This window comes from Xenorhabdus griffiniae (assembly GCF_037265215.1).
Classification (GTDB): Bacteria; Pseudomonadota; Gammaproteobacteria; order Enterobacterales; family Enterobacteriaceae; genus Xenorhabdus; species Xenorhabdus griffiniae.
In genome coordinates this window covers 391307-412007 of record NZ_CP147737.1, presented here as the reverse complement: position 1 = coordinate 412007, position 20701 = coordinate 391307, and the positions used below count along the sequence as shown (strand labels likewise).

Annotated in this window: 18 protein-coding genes and 1 riboswitch; of the genes, 7 read left to right on the top strand and 11 right to left on the bottom strand. The window is 45.6% G+C overall.

Annotated features, from left to right (window positions below; all coding sequences use genetic code 11):
• Window positions 1-28: 28 nt before the first annotated feature.
• The 5 genes from hupA to nudC form a co-directional block, all read right to left on the bottom strand.
• A complete protein-coding gene (gene hupA / locus WDV75_RS01850; RefSeq protein ID WP_010848914.1) occupies window positions 29-301 on the bottom strand; it encodes a nucleoid-associated protein HU-alpha in 273 nt (90 codons plus the stop codon).
• Between the two features lie 185 nt (window positions 302-486).
• Complete coding sequence (locus WDV75_RS01845; protein ID WP_273570670.1) at window positions 487-1077, bottom strand: YjaG family protein; 591 nt, start codon at window positions 1075-1077, stop codon at window positions 487-489.
• A gap of 76 nt (window positions 1078-1153) precedes the next feature.
• The gene (nfi, locus tag WDV75_RS01840; RefSeq protein WP_273570668.1) at window positions 1154-1831 is read right to left on the bottom strand and encodes a deoxyribonuclease V; all 678 of its coding nucleotides are present in this window, start codon (window positions 1829-1831) and stop codon (window positions 1154-1156) included.
• A 4-nt stretch (window positions 1832-1835) separates the two neighbouring features.
• Complete coding sequence (gene hemE / locus WDV75_RS01835; RefSeq protein WP_189759096.1) at window positions 1836-2900, bottom strand: uroporphyrinogen decarboxylase; 1065 nt, start codon at window positions 2898-2900, stop codon at window positions 1836-1838.
• A gap of 106 nt (window positions 2901-3006) precedes the next feature.
• Window positions 3007-3774 carry an NAD(+) diphosphatase gene (nudC, locus tag WDV75_RS01830; RefSeq protein ID WP_273570665.1) on the bottom strand — a complete coding sequence of 256 codons (768 nt, stop codon included), beginning with the start codon at window positions 3772-3774 and terminating at the stop codon, window positions 3007-3009.
• 263 nt (window positions 3775-4037) lie between these two features.
• Window positions 4038-4162, top strand: a riboswitch (TPP riboswitch).
• Window positions 4163-4307: 145 nt separating this feature from the next.
• Between nudC and thiC the strand changes: the two genes are divergently transcribed.
• From thiC to thiH, 6 genes are read left to right on the top strand one after another with little or no spacing between them, the layout of a single operon-like run.
• Window positions 4308-6284 (top strand): phosphomethylpyrimidine synthase ThiC, encoded by a 1977-nt coding sequence (thiC, locus tag WDV75_RS01825; RefSeq protein WP_273570663.1) that lies wholly within the window; start codon window positions 4308-4310, stop codon window positions 6282-6284.
• On the top strand, window positions 6268-6942 hold the full coding sequence (gene thiE / locus WDV75_RS01820; protein WP_273570661.1) for a thiamine phosphate synthase: 675 nt from the start codon (window positions 6268-6270) through the stop codon (window positions 6940-6942). The genes thiC and thiE overlap by 17 nt, the downstream gene beginning before the upstream one ends.
• Window positions 6936-7721, top strand: a complete 786-nt coding sequence (locus WDV75_RS01815; protein WP_273570659.1) for a HesA/MoeB/ThiF family protein — start codon at window positions 6936-6938, stop codon at window positions 7719-7721. The genes thiE and WDV75_RS01815 overlap by 7 nt, the downstream gene beginning before the upstream one ends.
• Window positions 7718-7933, top strand: coding sequence for a sulfur carrier protein ThiS (gene thiS / locus WDV75_RS01810; RefSeq protein ID WP_273570657.1), 216 nt, complete (start codon window positions 7718-7720; stop codon window positions 7931-7933). The genes WDV75_RS01815 and thiS overlap by 4 nt, the downstream gene beginning before the upstream one ends.
• Before the next feature lie 19 nt (window positions 7934-7952).
• Window positions 7953-8723 (top strand): thiazole synthase, encoded by a 771-nt coding sequence (locus tag WDV75_RS01805; RefSeq protein WP_273570655.1) that lies wholly within the window; start codon window positions 7953-7955, stop codon window positions 8721-8723.
• Window positions 8720-9844 (top strand): 2-iminoacetate synthase ThiH, encoded by a 1125-nt coding sequence (thiH, locus tag WDV75_RS01800; RefSeq protein ID WP_273570653.1) that lies wholly within the window; start codon window positions 8720-8722, stop codon window positions 9842-9844. The genes WDV75_RS01805 and thiH overlap by 4 nt, the downstream gene beginning before the upstream one ends.
• 128 nt (window positions 9845-9972) lie before the next feature.
• On the opposite strand, the gene WDV75_RS01795 is transcribed toward thiH, so the two are convergent.
• The 6 genes from WDV75_RS01795 to malT all read right to left on the bottom strand — a co-directional run bounded on the left by WDV75_RS01795 (window position 9973) and on the right by malT (window position 17776).
• Window positions 9973-10569 (bottom strand): DUF1349 domain-containing protein, encoded by a 597-nt coding sequence (locus WDV75_RS01795; RefSeq protein ID WP_273570651.1) that lies wholly within the window; start codon window positions 10567-10569, stop codon window positions 9973-9975.
• Window positions 10570-10583: 14 nt separating this feature from the next.
• Window positions 10584-11735, bottom strand: coding sequence for an MFS transporter (locus WDV75_RS01790; protein ID WP_273570649.1), 1152 nt, complete (start codon window positions 11733-11735; stop codon window positions 10584-10586).
• Window positions 11736-11834: 99 nt separating this feature from the next.
• Window positions 11835-12491, bottom strand: a complete 657-nt coding sequence (locus WDV75_RS01785; protein WP_273570647.1) for an HAD family hydrolase — start codon at window positions 12489-12491, stop codon at window positions 11835-11837.
• Between the two features lie 25 nt (window positions 12492-12516).
• On the bottom strand, window positions 12517-13578 hold the full coding sequence (locus tag WDV75_RS01780; RefSeq protein ID WP_273570646.1) for a zinc-dependent alcohol dehydrogenase: 1062 nt from the start codon (window positions 13576-13578) through the stop codon (window positions 12517-12519).
• On the bottom strand, window positions 13572-14825 hold the full coding sequence (locus WDV75_RS01775; RefSeq protein WP_273570645.1) for an aspartate aminotransferase family protein: 1254 nt from the start codon (window positions 14823-14825) through the stop codon (window positions 13572-13574). The genes WDV75_RS01780 and WDV75_RS01775 overlap by 7 nt, the downstream gene beginning before the upstream one ends.
• A gap of 236 nt (window positions 14826-15061) precedes the next feature.
• Complete coding sequence (gene malT / locus WDV75_RS01770) at window positions 15062-17776, bottom strand: HTH-type transcriptional regulator MalT (protein ID WP_273570643.1); 2715 nt, start codon at window positions 17774-17776, stop codon at window positions 15062-15064.
• A 472-nt stretch (window positions 17777-18248) separates the two neighbouring features.
• Here malT and malP point away from each other — a divergent pair, with 472 nt between their 5' ends.
• Window positions 18249-20693 carry a maltodextrin phosphorylase gene (gene malP, locus WDV75_RS01765; protein WP_273570641.1) on the top strand — a complete coding sequence of 815 codons (2445 nt, stop codon included), beginning with the start codon at window positions 18249-18251 and terminating at the stop codon, window positions 20691-20693.
• The last annotated feature ends 8 nt before the right edge of the window (window positions 20694-20701 follow it).

The window sequence follows — 20701 nt, the reverse complement described above, 5'->3', positions numbered from 1 at the left end:
TCCCCCTCTTATTTTTTTTGCAATTCGATTACTTAACTGCGTCTTTCAGTGCTTTACCAGCGGAGAAAGCAGGTACGTTTGCTGCTGCGATTTTAATTTCTTTACCAGTCTGTGGGTTACGACCAGTACGCTCTGCACGATGATTAACTTTGAAAGTACCAAAGCCTACCAACTGCACTGCATCACCGTTTTTCAGAGATTCAGTGATTGCATTCAGAGTTGATTCCAGAGCAGCTTTAGCCTGGGTTTTGGTCAGGTCTGCACCTGCTGCAATTGCATCAACTAATTCAGTCTTATTCATAGATTATCCTTACAGTGTGTTTATCGTTTGCAAAGCATCGAGTGCGACGGATATGCCGATTTGACAGCACCCCTGCATACACGCACCGATAGCCACTTCTTTTCGCCCCCCAATGTAGAACAGAGTGAGGGCAAATGTGAAGCCTTTAAATACGGCAAATCAAGCACTAAGTCACGTTTTATAAGTTATTGCGCCAAATTTATACCGATATTGCTAACCCCCGCCTCACGGAGATCAGCCTTTAATCCTTTAATCAATTCGATGTCCCGTTCTTCGCAATTTGCCAACAAACGGTAAATCTCCCATTGAATGTCCCACTCTTCCTCAATGGCAGGTAATACTTTTAACTCATCCTCAGTCATTTCCCTACCGGCCTGCGTCATTTCTAGCATCGCAACAGTACGGACGGATGTTTCACTGACGGTTATTGCATACTCTAACGTCGAGCCATTCAGACGAGAATGAATTACTTCACTCAATGCAATGCACGCATCAATCGCTGGATACACACCATAAATATCATAATCTTCTGATGATGGGATAATGGTTTCCAATTTTTCCAGCTGATTATCAAAATTCACTTTTACATCTTTAACGACCAAAATTTCCCACACAAGATCCAAAATGCGTCGATATTGTACAGGGTCTGCAAATCCGCTTTGGAGACAAAATGCCTGATAATTTGGATACATCCGCTCACATAGACTAGCCATAAAAGTCAAATGTTGCCAACTTTCGAGTTTCTCCAACCGCAGGTGGATCGGGTTTCTTAACATTGGTCGTTACTCATAATGCCTAATTTGCGTCGAAGTTTACCTGAAAATCAAGAATATCCACACTTTTCCGCCACAATTATAGATTTTTCTGCATTGTTTGCTCAAAAAACGCCCTATTTGAAGCAATCCCGTCCGCCCAACGGGTGGGTTCAGGCAGTTTATATCCCCTTATACACTGCTCAACCCAGAATACCGCACTATCAATACTGATCTTATGTCCAAGAGAAATATAGAGCGGATTGCATCTTTTTTTGCTCCTCAATACGACACCAATCTGTTCACCGTGATCTATTAATGGCTGACGATCACCCAGAACCTCACCTACCGGTATATGTTCACCACACAAACGACTTTTTGCCACCCCAATGGTGGGAACATCCACTAAGACACCAAAATGGCTGGCGATACCAAAACGCCGAGGATGGGCAATACCCTGACCATCCACCATGACCAAATCAGGCCGCAAACTTAATTTTTGCCATGCAGCTATCAGTGCAGGATATTCACGAAATGAGAGCAAACCGGGGATATAGGGAAGTACTGTATCAATTCTGGCAATTTGGTACTCGACCAATTCTAGTGAGGGATATTGCAATACCGCAATAGCGGCACGCGTCACCGTACCGCTTTTTTCAAATCCAACATCAGCACCCGCAATGAACCTTGGCGTAAAAGATGCGGAAAAAACATCATGGCGGATAACCAGCTGTGATTTCTCTCTCTGTTCTTGACGTAATGCCTTTGTATCAATCATAAAATCATTGGTGGTATTTTACTGAAAGTCTATGTACAGCTTCGACAAATGCACCTGCGTGCTCTGGCGGAACATCCTGATGAATACCGTGCCCCAAATTGAAAACATGCCCACTACCCACACCAAAATCCTGCAAAATTGTCGAAACTTCTTCTTCAATTCGCGCTGGCGGGGCATATAGCATGGACGGATCCATATTACCCTGCAAAGCGACCTTATCTCCAACACGCCGACGCGCATCAGCCATATTCGTTGTCCAATCCAAACCCAGCGCATCACATCCTGTCGCCGCCATCGCTTCAAGCCACTGCCCTCCCCCTTTGGTAAACAGGGTAACCGGCACACGACGTCCTTCATGTTCGCGGATCAAACCATCAACAATTTTATGCATATATTGCAGGGAAAACGCCAGATAATCGCGATGGGACAAAACCCCACCCCAAGTATCGAAAATCATGACAGATTGAGCACCGGCTTTTATTTGCGCATTCAGATATAGAATAACGCTGTTTGCCAATTTATCCAGTAACATATGCAAGGTAGCAGGCTCTGTATACATCATGGCCTTAATTTTGGTGAAAGCCTTGCTGCTACCGCCTTCAACCATATAAGTGGCCAATGTCCACGGGCTACCAGAAAAACCGATCAAAGGGACTTGCCCTGCCAATGCCTTACGAATAGCCCGCACGGCATCCATAACATAGCCTAACTCCAGTTCGGGATCAGGCACAGGCAATTTTTCTACATCAGCATGATTCTGAATCGGAGAATGAAAACGTGGCCCTTCTCCAGTTTCAAAATACAGCCCTAATCCCATCGCATCAGGAATAGTCAAAATATCAGAAAACAGGATAGCTGCATCCAGCGGAAAGCGACGTAAGGGCTGGAGAGTGACTTCACAAGCCAATTCGGTGTTTTTACATAACGAGATGAAATCTCCCGCCGCCTGACGCGTAGCTTTATATTCAGGTAAATATCGACCAGCCTGACGCATCATCCATACCGGTGTGATATCGACGGGCTGACGCAATAAGGCACGCAGATAGCGGTCGTTTTTCAACTCATTCATGACAAGCTCCCTTGATTAATTTATGCACGACAAACACACGAGAAAACCGGTGCAGTTTAACATGCCTAAATTTGAACTTCTGACATAACCGCCAATAACGTGATGATTATTGATGTCGGCATAACGCAACTGTATCTTCAATTAAACGGCGGGCAATCGTATCAGGGGGAGGAATCAAGGGAAGGTGATCATAACGGTGCCAATCTGCACTAATAAGTTCGACGGGATCAATATTGATTTCACCGCTCTCATAATCGGCCAGAAAACCCACCATCAATGAATTTGGAAAAGGCCACGGCTGGGAGGCGACATAACGCAAGTTACGGATCTTAATTCCGCTCTCTTCCATCACTTCACGATGCACAGCTTCCTCCAGAGTTTCCCCCACTTCAACAAACCCGGCCAGCACGGTATGGATCCCATTACGGTGACGCTGGTGTTGTGCCAGCAAGATATGGTCATCACGGCGAATACCGACAATGATGCTGGGCGCAATTTGTGGATAGTAATGTTCATGGCAGTGGTTGCACAAACAGGCCCATTCATGCTGACTATGCTGCATCTCATGACCACAGTAACCACAATAATGATGTGAACGATAAAATTCAGCCAGTTGAACACCGCGCCCAACCAACTGAAATAACTTAGCATCCCGATCAGCAATTAAACGGGGAGAGGACATATCTGAAGCCATTTTATGACGCACCAGCCAGACCGTTTCCCCCAACCACTCACCAATCGGTTTTGCCATATGGCCTTGTAAGGACCATTGACTGGCCGTACCTAAAGGTAACTCTCCTTGCGGGAGCCAAACGCGATTTTCGAGACTGACAATCCACCAGCCTTGTTCTCCACCTGTCAGTTTTTGTTGCATAATCTGTTCCATCATGGGTTATGTGATTTATACGCTTTACCTTTCAAGTTGCTCATTATAAGACAACATAACTCATTGTTTCTCCCCGCGAAGCGGGGAGAAACAATATGCATCTTGAAGTGAGATGGGTATATAACGTCTTCAATCTCATTATATTAACCGCACTGGCAAATACTCTTCTTAAATGGGCGTCACAGTAATAAACACATGCTCCCAAAAACGGGGTTGTAGTTTTCACAATCCCCTTTATACTTTGGGGTGTTTTTTTCTTGTCGGAGTGCCTAGCGTTCAACGTATATCACGATGGACACAGGCTGAGACCGTTAATTCGGGATCCGCAGAACCTGATCGGGCTAATACCCGCGAAGGGAACAAGAGTAATCCCCCGCTGCCAACAATCGTACATCTATACATTACATGTACAGATATTAATCAGCACCAACCATTACTCCCTGCGAGCTCCAGACAAGCAATTTTCTCAACTTAAGCCTGATCAACAATGAGACAGGCGATAACACGGTCAGGAATTTGCTATGTCTAAGTCCAACAATATCGTTATTTCGAATACTGTTATTCCAACGGCTGATATCTCGCCTAAAGCCCATCCAGCACGGCCACGTAAGGCTCAACGAGATGCGGCACAAGCGTTTATCCATTCCATTCAAGGGGTTACTTTTCCCAACTCAAAACGCATTTACCTTGAAGGCTCACGTCAAGATATTCAGGTTCCTATGCGTGAGATCCAACTTTCTCCCACATTTATTGGGGGCACGAAAGAAAATCCCCAATTTGAGGCAAACGAACCGGTTCCCGTTTATGACACTTCCGGCTCTTATGGCGATCCTGCTGCCATACTGGATGTAAGGAAGGGGTTGTCTAAGATCCGCCAACCGTGGATTGATGAACGCAATGATACCGAACCTGTTTCAATCCTCAGTTCCGATTTTACCCAACAACGCCTTGCCGATGCCGGATTAGATCACCTGCGTTTTCACTATCGCCCGCATCCACTGAAAGCTAGGCATGGCAAGCGAGTCACCCAATTGCACTATGCACGCCAGGGGATCGTGACACCCGAAATGGAATTTATCGCATTGCGTGAAAATATGGGGCGCGAACGCATTCGTAGTGAAGTCTTGCGCCAGCAACATGCAGGGCAAAGTTTCGGTGCCAACTTACCGGAAAACATTACCCCCGAATTCGTCCGCCAGGAAGTTGCTGCCGGCCGCGCGATTATTCCCGCCAATATTAATCATCCTGAATCTGAGCCGATGATTATTGGTCGCAATTTTCTGGTAAAAGTCAATGCTAATATCGGTAACTCCTCCGTCACATCCTCCATTGAAGAAGAGGTGGAAAAGCTGATTTGGTCTACCCGCTGGGGTGCAGATACCGTGATGGATCTCTCCACCGGACGCTACATTCACGAAACCCGCGAGTGGATCTTGCGCAATAGTCCGGTTCCCATTGGGACTGTGCCGATTTATCAGGCACTGGAAAAGGTCAACGGCATTGCAGAAAACCTGACATGGGAAATGTTCCGCGATACCTTACTGGAACAGGCCGAGCAAGGGGTGGATTATTTCACTATCCATGCTGGTGTACTGCTGCGTTATGTACCGATGACCGCCAAACGTCTGACTGGCATTGTTTCCCGTGGCGGCTCAATTATGGCGAAATGGTGCCTTTCCCATCATCAAGAAAATTTCCTCTATACCCACTTTCGTGGAATTTGTGAAATTTGCGCGGCCTATGATGTTTCCCTCTCTTTAGGGGATGGATTGCGTCCTGGCTCAATTCAGGATGCCAATGACGAAGCCCAATTTGCCGAACTGCATACCCTTGGTGAACTAACCAAGATCGCATGGGAATACGATGTTCAGGTCATGATTGAAGGTCCTGGGCATATCCCAATGCAACTTATCCGCCGTAATATGACGGAAGAGCTGGAACATTGCCACGAAGCCCCATTTTATACTTTAGGGCCATTGACGACCGATATTGCCCCAGGTTATGACCATTTCACCTCTGGCATTGGCGCCGCCATGATTGGCTGGTTTGGCTGTGCCATGTTGTGTTATGTCACCCCCAAAGAGCACCTCGGCCTGCCCAACAAGGAAGATGTCAAACAGGGCCTGATTACTTACAAAATCGCAGCCCATGCGGCAGATCTTGCCAAAGGCCATCCGGGTGCACAAATCCGTGACAATGCTATGTCGAAGGCGCGATTTGAATTCCGCTGGGAAGATCAATTTAATCTGGCACTTGATCCTGATACCGCCCGCGCCTATCACGATGAAACTTTACCGCAGGAATCCGGCAAAGTTGCCCACTTCTGTTCCATGTGTGGGCCAAAGTTCTGCTCAATGAAAATCACACAAGATGTGCGCGACTATGCAGCAAAACTGGAACAGGAAGCCGGTATGGAACAGATGTCAGAAGCCTTCCGTTCGCGTGGCAGCGAACTCTATCACAGTGCTGAGGAGGTGACGCGTGAAAAATCAGCCTGATATCTCAACGCTGCCACAACTCCCCTTTGCCCCCACAGTGCACCGCTTGGGGCTTTATCCGGTAGTGGATTCCCTCATGTGGATTGAGCGGTTACTGGAAGCTGGAGTCAAAACCCTGCAATTGCGCATCAAAGATCAGCCGGAAGAACAGGTAGAGAAAGCTATTCAATCTGCCATTGCCCTCGGTCACCAATATAATGCCCGATTATTCATTAATGATTACTGGCGTCTGGCGATCAAGCATCATGCCTATGGCGTTCATTTGGGACAGGAAGACCTTGATATCGCCGATCTCAATGCCATCCAGCACGCTGGGTTGCGTCTGGGCATTTCGACCCACGATCAACAAGAACTGGCGCGGGCAAAATCCCTGCGCCCCTCTTATATCGCACTAGGGCATATTTTTCCCACTACCACGAAAGAGATGCCCTCGTCACCACAAGGACTTGCCGCACTCAAACATCAGGTCGAGATCACCCCAGAATATCCTACCGTCGCCATTGGCGGTATTTCTCTGGAAAGAGTGCCTGATGTGGTGGCAACGGGAGTCGGTGGTGTGGCACTGGTCAGTGCCATTACAAAAGCGAAAGATTGGCGACAGGCAACAGCCAGGCTACTTCATCTGGTTGAAGGGCAAGATCGGAGGCTTTTATGTTAAACGATCAAGAATTTATGCGTTACAGTCGCCAATTACTGCTGGAAGACATTGGTTCTGAAGGGCAAGAGAAATTAAAAGCCAGCAAGGTATTGGTTGTCGGTTTGGGTGGATTAGGATCACCGGCTGCGCTCTATCTCGCGGCAGCAGGGGTGGGAAACCTTTATCTGGCAGATGATGACAAGTTGCATATCTCAAACCTGCAACGCCAGATTATCTATCGCACCGCAGATATTCCGGCCAACAAAGCCCAATTAGCCGCAAAACAACTGGCTGAGTTAAACCCGCAAATCAATATCACAGCCCTCGCTGAGCGGCAAGATCGTGAATCTTTGGTTAATGCTGTCAGTCAAGTCGATCTGGTATTAGATTGCTGTGACAACATGGCAACTCGCCATGCCATCAATGCCGCCTGTATTGCAGAAAACAAACCACTTATCAGCGGCAGTGCCGTCGGCTTTAGTGGACAATTAATGGTATTGACTCCCCCTTACCAGCACGGTTGCTATGCCTGCCTCTATCCTAACCAAGAAGAACCCCACCGAAATTGTCGGACAGCCGGTATCTTAGGCCCTATTGTTGGAGTCATCGGCACCTTGCAATCACTGGAAGCCATAAAAATGCTGGCGGGTCTTTCTTCTCCCTTAAACGGAAAACTCCGGCTGTTTGATGGCAAACAGCAAAGCTGGAGCACATTACAGCTTACCCGTTCATCACAGTGCCCAATTTGTAGCACTACCAGACAAACCGATAAAAAACGGTTAGGAAAAGAAGTCGCATGAACATTATCGTCAACGATCAACCAGTGACACTGAACGCGCCCATGACGGTGCAACAATTTCTGGAACATCAATTGCTGGAACATATAGAACGCCCGCAATCAGGCACTGCGTTGGCTATCAATCAAACCATTATTCCGCGTTCAGAATGGCAAACCCATCAGATTAATGACGGGGATACTATCTTGCTGTTTCAGGCCATTGCGGGTGGCTGATATTGCCGGAGGTTAATTTATGTTAAAAATTGCAGATACCATCTTCCAATCCCGTTTATTTACCGGAACAGGCAAATTTGCCAATGCAGGATTAATGATCGACGCGATCCGCGCCTCTGGCAGCCAACTGGTCACAATGGCAATGAAACGCCTCGATCTCCACGGCAATAATGACGATGGCATTCTTGCCCCATTGCAACAGTTGGGTGTCAAACTGCTACCCAATACCTCTGGCGCCAAAACAGCGGAAGAAGCTATTTTCGCCGCTCGCCTGGCACGGGAAGCATTGGGAACTCACTGGATAAAATTGGAGATCCACCCCGATGTAAAATACCTGCTGCCCGATCCCGTTGAGACATTAAAAGGGGCGGAACAGCTAGTTAAAGAAGGATTTATTGTTCTGCCCTATTGCGGCGCTGATCCTGTCCTGTGCCGCCGCTTGGAAGAAGTCGGCTGCGCTGCCGTGATGCCATTGGGCGCCCCTATTGGCTCCAATAAGGGATTACTGACTCGCGATTTTTTACAAATCATCATCGAACAGGCTAACGTGCCCGTTGTTGTAGATGCCGGGATCGGCGCACCGAGCCATGCGCTGGCCGCTATCGAAATGGGGGCGGATGCTGTGCTGGTTAATACCGCCATCGCTGTTGCCCGCAATCCCGTTAAGATGGCGCAGGCATTCAAAGCTGCCATTGAAGCCGGCGAACTTTCACATCAGGCAGGCGTTGCCAGCCAGAAATCCCATGCTGAGGCTTCCAGCCCACTGACCGATTTTCTGGGGGTACTATGACAAACCGAACATTCAGCCAACACTGGCAACAACTGGATTGGGATGACATCACCCTACGCATCAACAGTAAAACATCACGGGACATTGAACGTGCAATAAACAATGTGCGCTTGACGCTGGATGACTTTATGGCCCTGCTCTCTCCGGCTGCACTGCCTTATCTTGAACCGCTCGCCCAACGTGCACAACAACTGACTCGCCAGCGTTTTGGTAATACCGTGGGATTTTTTATCCCACTCTACCTTTCCAATCTATGTGCCAACGACTGTACTTATTGTGGTTTCTCCATGAGCAATCACATTAAGCGCAAGACACTCAATGAACAGGAGATTGAGACGGAATGCCTCGCGCTGAAAAAACGGGGATTTGAGCATATTCTGTTGGTCACAGGGGAACACCAAAACAAAGTTGGCATGGATTATTTTCGTCGCTACCTTCCCCTGATCCGCCGCCATTTCAGCTCTGTCTCAATGGAGGTCCAGCCACTGGCACAAGAGGAATATGCTGAACTGAAAACATTGGGATTGGATGGCGTGATGGTCTATCAGGAAACCTATCATCAACCCAGTTATCAACTGCATCATTTGAAAGGCAAAAAACAGGATTTTCATTGGCGATTAGAAACGCCGGAACGCCTTGGTCGGGCGGGAATTGACAAGATTGGGCTAGGCGCCTTGATTGGGTTATCCCACAATTGGCGAGCAGATTGTTATATGGTGGCTGAGCACCTTTTTTTCCTGCAAAAACAGTTCTGGAAAAGCCGTTACTCCATCTCTTTTCCACGCCTGCGCCCCTGTACAGGTGGCATAGAACCCGCTTCTTTAATGAATGAAGCTGAACTGGTACAACTGATTTGCGCTTTTCGCCTATTGGCACCGGATGTAGAGCTGTCCCTGTCCACTCGTGAATCCCCCTTTTTCCGTGATCACGTTGTCCCTCTCGCGATCAACAATATCAGTGCAGGTTCAAAAACCCAGCCAGGCGGTTATGCCGATGAGCACCACGAGTTGGAACAATTCGCACCCCACGACAATCGTTCTGTTTTTCAGGTTGCTGAATCTTTGATTAAATCGGGTTTACAGCCCGTCTGGAAAGACTGGGACAATTATCTAGGTCGATAATTTTAGGTATTTGGGTATGCTGCAATCGCGGCATACCTTCTTATAAGATGCAAAAATATGACCATATATAGGCAAAAGAACCATTAATGTGCAGGAAAATGCACATTATGGTTATAACGAATAGAAAGCTAACTTAAATCATGCAGGTGTTTTTTCAACGATGACGTGAGACTAAAATCGGAAAACCTCACCTGCAATCCTTCACGTTCTGGTGAGCAACACATCGCCCCGACAAAAATCCGCTGACTGTCAACGGTAAAAGGAGACAATCTCAGTAACGGCCATGTCGCCCCATCTGTAGAATACTGCAACCTGATAGCCCCATCATGGTAAGTCAGCCGTAGCCAAAACTTTTCTGGATTACCGGGAAAGATCCCCATAGCCCAGTCAGAACAGCCATTTGTCAATACACTGCCGATAGTTGCCTGTCCATCAGAATGTTCAACGCCCGCTTTTAGCCAATGTTGCTCATCCACCAACAACATAACACCAGCCTGATCATATAATTGTTCAAACTGGCCTTCGATACAAAACTGGAAAGTAAAACCTTCTTCAAGTTTAAAATCATCAACATAGCCACCAAATACATGACCACTATGACGCTGAAAACCATACCATGTATCACGCCAGAAATCGGTTTTATTGTCTGTCGTGACATGAAGTTCATTATCCTGACACCGCCATAAAGCAGGTTCATTCAACCAATGGCATTGCTGCAAATTCATCAATATTTACCCTGTTATTTTCTGGTGGGATTAATCAAACCATATCCCGCTAACAATGAAAGGGAAAGCACAGCAATACAGGCAAAAGCACCATGTAATGTTACCTGATGTGCCAAACCACCAATAATTGCCGGCCCAAGCAAAATCCCTGAATATCCCATCGTAGAAACGGCAGAAACTGCCAACGCATCAGGCATCACCTTCTGCTGGCCTGAAGCAGTGAAAAACATTGGCGCCAAATTGGATAATCCCGCCCCAATCATCAGGAAAGAAATTCCCAATTGGATCGTGTTGGTTGCCAGATAGATCAGGACAAAACCTGACGTCGCCAAAATCGCGCTGCCTAAAAATACGCGCCGATATCCACATGCTGCAATAATTTTATCACCCAAAAATCGCCCCGCAGTCATGGTGATGGCAAACAGCGTATAACCAAAACCCGCCTGATGGCTACTCATATTATGCACACTACTTAATAAGATCCCGCTCCAATCCAGCATGGAGCCTTCCATCAAGTAAACCACAAAACAGAGAGAGCCAATCAGAATAACAATGCCACGAGGCAAAGCGAAAAATGGCGTTTCCTCCGTTTCGGCGTTATCCAACATGCCATTCCATGTTGGCAACAATAACAGGATAACGAATACCCCTACGGCAAGGGTAACCTGAAAGGGTGAGATCCCCAAAAACAACAATAGGCTGACAGTACCGGCTCCCGCAATTCCCCCCAGGCTGAATAATGCGTGAAAACCCGACATAATCGGTTGATGTACTCTTTTCTCAATATTGACCGCATGGATATTGATCACCACATCTGTCGCCCCAATTCCCATCCCAAAGACAAACAAAGCACAAGCCAATGTCAGCGGGGCTGAGAACACACTTAGCCCTGGTAATATCAAAACAGCTAACAAGGCAAAAAAGGTAAAAACTTTCCGGCAACCAAAGCGAGTAGCCAACATTCCCGCTATTGGCATCATAATGAAAGAACCAATACCAAACACCAGTATCAGAAGCCCCATTGAACCATCATCCAGACCCAGTCGTTCCTTCACCAATGGGATCAACGGCGCCCAGCTCGCAATACTGAATCCTGCAATAAAAAACGAAATTCGCGTTGCCATGATAGGCTGCTTTATTGAAGAGACTGCATATTCTTCAGACAATTTGACTCCTCCAAACTATTCCTTCAAACCACACCCTTTAAAACAACGCTTTCCACCCGTTCTGGCGGAAAGCGCCAAATAGTGGTCTTCAATAAAAAATCACTTTATATTTGTTCCTGAAAACTGGGGAATATCCATTAATTTCTCAATAACACAGGAAGCCTGTTCATACTGCTCTGCTACTGACAATGCATGGGGCCAGGCATATATCCACGGAATACCCGCCTGCTTTGCCGCCGCGATCCCCAAATCGGTATCTTCAATCACCAACGTTTGCTGAACATCCATCTTTTTCAATTTCAGCATAGCCAAATAAGGATCAGGGAAGGGTTTAGTTCTTTCCACATCATCGCCAGAAATCAAAGCCGGTGGTTCATGGAGATCCAACAAACTAAGATTGGCCAGACACACATTACGTGGCGCGGTAGAAACAAATCCAAATTTAGTGCCATCTTGTTGTAAGGCGGCAATTAAATCAGTAACTCCGGGACGCAAATAGCGTATAGACAATTTTTCCTGGTAACGCGAAATAATTTTCTCGGTAATATCTTGATGCATTGCGGGAGGAACACCAACTTTATCTAAGGTTTCCACCAAACTTAGTCCAATTAATTGCTGAGGTTGGATATTACTTATTTGAGTAGGTGCCTGTTCTCCTAATTCATTACTTAAGACATCAAGCAATACATCAAAATGCAGTTGTTCACTATCGACAATAACTCCGTCGATATCAAAAATAACATTGCATCTATTCATCGAAGTCGTCCTTCAAAATAATCCATTATTTTAGATCAGAAATACGAATTAATACCTTGCAGTTTGGTGCACTGAGAGGAACTTGTGTTTTCGATGCAATATCACAACCGACAGTCAGAAAAGCTTGCTGGTAATCTTTGAAATCAAAAATCTGGCTGATAAAACGCTTAACAGGGATTACACCATCCCGGATCATGGCATAGGCACGTTCAAAACTATTATTCAGGGAATCAATGGAACCTATTATTGAAAGACTTTTATCTGCAATTCTCATAATATCCAAATTGGCATGTTTATCTTTCAGCGCAACATTTAATAATTTTCCACCCGGTGCCAGATGATCAAAAATATATTCAGTCAATTGCCCCGTCGTATCCACACATAAATCAATCAGGGCTGACGTATCACCATATTCCTGCATTAATGCTTCATTAAAGTCAGAATACAACCGGCATTCCGGCGGCAAATTATCTCTTGCAAACTGAATTCGGTTTTCATTCTTTTCGACCATAAAGGCTTTTACACCCCGCTCATGCAACGCCCAAATGTACAGCATCCCCATCGGGCCAGCACCTGCCACTGCCGCACGAATATTAGTATGAGAGATCCCCAGCTTATCCACGCCAGTTATTGTGCAGCTTAGTGGTTCAGTCAGTGAGGCTTCCTCCATACTGACATGATCATCCAGCTTGATAAGCAAATTTTCTTTTGCCAAATATTGCTCTGCGAACGCGCCATCATAAGAAACTCCGGCTTCTGTTCCCAGTTTTCTCTCACAATGGTTAGGACTACCCGTCTGACACATGCGGCAATGCCCACAAAAGTAAGTTGGGTTAACAACAACACGATCACCCACCTGAAATTGAGTAACACCACTGCCAATTTGGGATACCACGCCAGTGGTTTCATGCCCCAAAGTGGTTCCTGAAATTGCAACAGGATAAGCACCCGTGATAATGCCCACATCCGTGCCACAAATACCACACACTGCAATATCAACGACAACATCATCGGGTTCAGTGCAAGATAAAGGTTCAACTCGCTGGATTTCAACATCCCAGGTTTGATGATATTTAAGTGCTAACATGATACCGCCTCCTTATGTACCTGTGCGAGAGTGGTTAATTCTGAGAAAGTCAGTTCCAGTTTATGGAGAATTTCTGCCAAATGCTCCTGTGTACAAATCAGTGGTGGGCGAACTTTGATTGCCTTGCCTTTACCATAACGAGAGCCACGCAAGATCAAGTGATGACGGTTAGCAGTAGCAATCACCTGCGCTGCAAAATCTGGGTTTGGTGTATCAAAACCATACATATATCCCACACCTCTCACTCCCGTGATTTCGGGATATTGCTCCTGTAATTTCAATAAACCATCACGCAGATAGGCTTCATTTTGCTGCACATTTTCCAAAACGTGATCATCTTCAATAATGTCGATGATTTCATTGAGGGCAACTAAAGAGAGCGGGTTAGCACCAGAGGTACTGGAATGTTCGAATGATTCCAGGATATCCAGTGAATGACGCATCAATACCCCCCCTGTTGGAATACCGACACCCCCTGCACCTTTGGCAAAGACGATGATATCTGGTTCCAATTCTTTGGCATAACCCGTCGATGCGAAGAACGTACCTGTACGGCCAAAACCTGTTTGTACTTCATCCGCAATAATGATAATGCCATGCTGGTGACAGATTTCTCTAAGCTTCCGGTAGAAAGCCACAGGGAAAACCATGTTGCCACCATTCCCCTGAATCGGTTCAATAATCAGACATGCAATATTGTCATTAGAGCCTAATTGAATAAACTGTTCTAAATCGACAAATTGTTCTTCGCTCGGCTGCGATTGCCCTGCCAGGACACTGGCTGGCGTAGGAATTTTTATTGAACCATCAATATTTATATGGAAGTCTTTAATTCTGAATGCATTGCCAGAAATTTGAGCTGTAGCAAGAGATTGCCCATGATGAGCAAGGAAAAGTGAAATAACGCCTGAGCGTCCCGTTGATTTTTGCGCTATGCGGATAGCACATTCAACGGCCCCCGATCCAGAAACATCTCGCAGCCAGATGCGATCAACACCTTTAGGTGTATATTTAATTAATTTACTTAAAATATATTGCGACATTTCACGTGTATAAGCCGAGCTTAAATGTGTACATCTATCAATCTGTTGTTTCAGTTTTTCTGCAATCCGATGATTTGTATAGCCGAGCGGCAAATTAAAAGTTCCCGATGCCGCGTCAATATATTTTTCACCATCAATGATCAAATAAGGGCCATGACCGATAAAACGAGAAAGCATGCTTTCAAGATGGTTTTTGTTTTCCATAATGCCTCACCACTATTAGTTACATTAAACGACTCGTTATATAAAACAACGAAAAACCCTACTTACTGTGATGAGACTAGATTAAGCACATCCAAATTTTATTTCGATCACGAAAATACCATAAAAAATATTAAGCAAATTTAAAATTTAATTTAAATTTGAAAAATCATATAGTTATTCATTAATATCTATTGATTATATTAAATGCAGGACAAATTACATTTAGAAATTAATAATTAAACCCCTAATCCCATCATTCGCATTAATTTCTGGGCCTGCTGAATCGCCTCTTGTCGATGAGCAATTCCCATTTTTTGATATAAATTACGTATATGCGTTTTTATCGTGGTCGCTGCGACATCCAGTTCTGTAGCAATTTGATCATTGCTGTAACCAGAATAAATTAACCCTAGCACCTGCCATTCACGCTGAGTAAGTGGACTATTACGAATAAGCTCAGGTACGTCAGGATGAGTGAGCAATTGTTCTACAAACGTTTCATCAAAATGGGCAAATTTATGCCGATGCTGTCGATTGATTTCCCGAAGAATACGCTGTGCTCTATGTTGTTCCATTTCAGGCAAGATATTCAGTTGAATAAGCTGGCGCAATTGCAACGCCATCAACTCACCTTCAATAACAAAATGGCTGATGAAGCCTGTACAGTTAGCCAAATTCAAGGCTTCCATCAAAACATCCTGAGCCTCTGCCTTACGTCCAAGCTGCCAATAAAGCAAATTACACAACAGCAGATTACGATTCAAATCGCTGACCAATGCCAATTTTCTGGCATATTCATTTAGTTTCACCAGAATAGATTCAGCTTCCTCATGCTGATCCAGTAAGATTTTAGCCCGTGCAATGTTGCGCCATTGATTTTGATTGAAATGGTTACAAAAGCTCTCTGGTCGTTCTGCCTGTACCAACCATTGAGTCAAGGAATCACTATCTTCCAGAATCTGCCAAATAATGACACGCAACTCGTCAGTATTTGTTCGCCAATCGCGGTGATACTGTCCATTACTCAGTAAATTTTCACAACGGGTTAAGTAACGGCGAGCGTTATCAATATCACCCCGAACTAAAGAGCATTTCGCCAGTTGGGTAAGACATTGTAATTGCTGCTGTGGCTGGTAATTGGCCAACACTTCCAACCCTTGACGCGCGGCCTCTTCTGAGTCATCAATACGAGCCCAACACCATAAAAGTTGTGAACGGATCCTCAATAGAAACTCATGCATCGGCAACTGCTCCAGGTGCTGTTCACGGATTAAATCAAAAGCATGGGACTGGGTATCATAAGCCGCTTGCAAATAACCTTGTGCCAGTAAAATTTCACTTTGTTGCAATAACGCCCATAAAGCATAGTGATAAACATGACAAAGGCGGGCAAGCTGCTCCGTTTGCTTCATTAATGCCAATGCGCTGACCAACTGACCATGGCAATGCAAAACCTCTCCTTTTACTGACATCGCCACAATACGGCCATATTGATTATTTGGAAGTAAGTTCGCTAACGCTTTTTCGGCCAAAACATCGGCATCTGCGGGGCGCCCATCATTCATCGCCACTTGCGCTCTCAGAGCATCAAACTCTGCCAATAATTCCGGCTCTATGGCGATTTGCTTCTGCCTTAGTGATTGCTCTGCCTGATTCAATAATGCATTTACCTCATAGTAACGATGCTGGCTTTGCGCCAACCACGCTTGCAACAGTACCAGGCGAGGGCTTTCCAGTAATTGTTCATACGGCAGTGCATTCATACACTCCCCCAATAGGGAAAGTTGACTGTGGTTAAATAACTCCCAGGCATGTTGCAACAAAATATCCCGTAACAAGATAGTATCTCCTGCTGCCAGGGCGTGATGAATCGCCTCCCCTGGATATCCCTGCATCAGCCATCCTTGCACGGCTGCTCTATGTAATTCGGGCAATTTTGCTGCCATTTCCCATTGGCAACGTTGGCGCAAAAATGAAGCAAACAAGGGATGAAAACAAAACCACTCACCAGAATCATCCATTCGCTGAATAAATAACCCCTGCCGTTCAATGTCTTCCAGACGTTGCTGACCATTTTCCTCTCCCGTCAGGCAATTAATCAGCCCATCATTCATGGAACGCAGAATAGAACTATGCAACAAGAAATTCCGTGTCTTCTGATCCACTCGGTTTAACACTTCATCCACAAGGTAATCAGCAAGATGACTGGCATTAATTCCCGCCAGTCGCTTTGCTGAACTTTCAGTCGTATTACCGGATTGACGGGCAGAAAGGGCAATCAGTTGCAAGGCCGTTGCCCACCCAGCAACGTCATTACATAACTGTTCGCAGTGTTCAGGCGCCAATGGATTGGCTAACCGCTTGGCAAAAAATTGCTGGGTTTCCTGATAATCAAAAGCCAACTGCTGGCTATCAATCTCCAATAACTGTTCACGCACGCGTAAGTTGGCAATTCCCAACGAGGGCAAATGGCGTGACAGAACCACTAATGTTAAATTTTCGGGTTGGTGGCGGAGAAAAAAGCGCATTGCTTCATGAATAATCCCATTCACGATCAGATGATAATCATCGATCACCAGAAAAATCGGTTGCTGCCATTCGCTAAGTTCAATAAATAATTGCGCAAACAGTGCAGATAAGCTGGCATATTGATGTTTCTGGGCCAATATCTCACTTTTCACACAGTGTCCCTGCGTTGCCTGCTGAATGGCTGCAATCAGATAGCTAGCGAAACGTTCTGGCTGATTATCACTATCATCAAGAGAATACCATCCTAGATGTTCCTGTCCGGCAGCCCATTGTGACATCAAGGTCGTTTTGCCATACCCTGCGGGACTGGTTATCAATACCAGTCGATGATCCTGAATTTCATTGAACTTTTCCAACAGGCGCTCCCGCATAACCATATTATTGAGTCGAAGAGGGCGACTGAGTTTCGATGGGATAAGCATTAAATTTCTCCCCTCACACGTAATGCATAAAAGCAACGAATATACCAATCTCACTTCAAGATGCATGTGATATCTCCCCCGCGAAGCGGGGAGATATCAGGCTTCATAGCGTGTTGTAAATTGCAACTTGAAGCTTTATACGTATAAAACTGATACCTGAATTCTGTTTGACACTATTAAGTCACTTACACATTAACATTCCTTTACGACCAACAAATGTAGAGAAACGCCCATCTTTTGCAAACAAGTTGATTAATTTCATTGTGTTAAATTGCACCTTGTCACATTCTTTGCTTGCAACCTTGCTATTTTTCTATGAAATTGCGAAAAAGCTCGAAAGAAATAGCTACGCCCTTGCGCTCCTCCCCCGCGAATATTTTCACGGGATGATGTTTCCCAAGCCACTAACCTTCAGCATATCCCTGTAAATAATTCACCAAACTTTCCTCAGTTAGTGACAGGATGCAACGCCATGCAACTATCTACATTGAAAACATCTGCATTAGATAAAAACCCGAAACTCGATAAAGCCTTATTTCAGGCCGCGCTCACACGCCAATGGCAATATTTCGGTCTCAACTCAGCTCAGGAAATGACGCCACATCAGTGGTGGCAGGCTATCAGTGCCGCCGTCTCTGAATTACTCCCCCTATCCACTCAGCAAAGCCATGCTAATCCATCCTGTGACAACCAACGCCACGTGAACTATATCTCGATGGAATTTCTGATAGGCCGACTGACAGCCAACAACTTATTGAATCTTGGTTGGTATGACGATATTCAGTCTTATCTGGCAGAATATGGCATCATTTTGAGTGACGTGCTGGAAGAAGAAACCGATCCCGCATTGGGTAATGGTGGACTAGGAAGATTAGCTGCCTGTTTTCTCGATTCAATGGCGACACTCAACCAACCTGCTATTGGGTATGGTCTTAATTATCAGTATGGTCTTTTCCGCCAATCCTTTAAAAAAGGGCAACAAATTGAAATGCCTGATGATTGGGAACGTAGCTCCTATCCGTGGCTTCGCCATAACACGCAATTAAAAGTGAGCGTCAATTTTGGTGGCGAGATCGTGACAACGGCCGATGGCGATGAAAAGTGGCTCCCCGCATTTACTTTCATTGGTGAAGCCTGGAATTTACCCGTGATTGGGTATAACAACGGCGTAACCCAGCCACTTCGTTTGTGGCAGGCCACATACGATAACCCCTTTGATCTGTCACTCTTCAATGATGGGCAGTTCCTACATGCCGAACAGCAAGGCATTGAAGCCGCCAGCCTGACCAAAGTTCTCTACCCAAATGATAATCATCAGGCAGGTAAGCGACTGCGCCTGATGCAACAATATTTTCAGTGTGCTTGTGCCGTGGCAGATATTCTGCGCCGCCACCAACAGGCAGGGAGAAAAATAGAAGCACTAGCACAATACGAAGTTATCCAACTGAATGATACCCACCCCACTATCGCAATCCCTGAAATGATGCGTCTTCTGCTTGATGAATACCAATTAAGTTGGGAAACCGCATGGGAAATCACAGGAAAAACTTTCGCCTATACCAACCATACTTTGCTACCAGAGGGCTTGGAACGTTGGGATGAACAATTGATGAGTGATCTTCTGCCACGCCATCATCGCATCATCCAGGAAATTAACCGACGCTTTAAAACAACCGTAGAGCAAATTTGGCCTGATAACCAACAAGTCTGGGAAAAATTGGCAGTTATCCATGACAATCAAGTCAGAATGGCTAACCTGTGTGTTGTCGCTTGCTTTGCCGTCAACGGAGTTGCAGCCCTGCATTCATCTTTGATCGTGACCGATCTGTTCCCTGAATATCATCAATTGTGGCCAACTAAATTCCACAATGTGACTAATGGGGTAACTCCACGTCGTTGGTTAAAACAGTGCAACCCTGCACTCTCTTCATTAATTGACCAAACATTAAGTCAGGAATGGGTAAATAATCTTGCCGCCTTAAAACAGCTCGAACCTTATGCCGATGATGCTGCCTTCCGTGACACCTATCGAACCGTTAAGCAAAACAATAAAATTCGCCTATCCAACTATGTCAACAAGGTCATGGGACTCAAAATTGATCCCCATGCCATTTTCGATATACAGATAAAACGACTGCATGAATACAAACGTCAGCATCTGAACCTACTCCATATCTTGTCACTTTATCGACAAATCCAGGAAAATCCGGCCTTGGATATTCATCCTCGTGTTTTCCTGTTTGGTGCCAAAGCGGCTCCCGGTTACTATCTGGCGAAAAATATTATCTCTGCCATCAATCATGCCGCCGAAAAAATCAACCATGATCCGCTTGTCCGTGATCGCATCAAAATTGCCTTTATCCCCGATTACAATGTTTCCGCTGCGGAATTGATGATCCCGGCAGCCGATGTGTCAGAACAAATCTCTACAGCAGGCAAAGAAGCCTCTGGTACAGGTAACATGAAATTGGCCTTAAACGGCGCACTGACCATTGGGACACTGGACGGCGCGAATGTCGAAATAGCCGAACAAGTTGGAAACGACCATATCTTTATTTTCGGTAAGACCGTAGAAGAGGCTAAGGCTTTACTAAACAGTGGCTACAATCCGCAAGATATACTTCAACAGGATCAGCATCTGAAAGATATCCTTGGTTCCCTTGCTAAGGGTGAATTCAGCCACGGAGATACGCACGCATTTGATCTTATGTTACATAGCCTGACTGACGGTGGTGACCCTTATTTAGTTCTGGCTGATTTTGCCTCTTATTGCCACGCTCACAAGCAAATTGATGCTCGATATCGCGATACCCAAGGCTGGACGTACAGTACTGTACTCAATACCGCTCGAATGGGTAACTTTAGTTCTGATCGCGCTATTCAGGATTATCAACAACGTATCTGGCAAACCAAATAAGGGTTTAG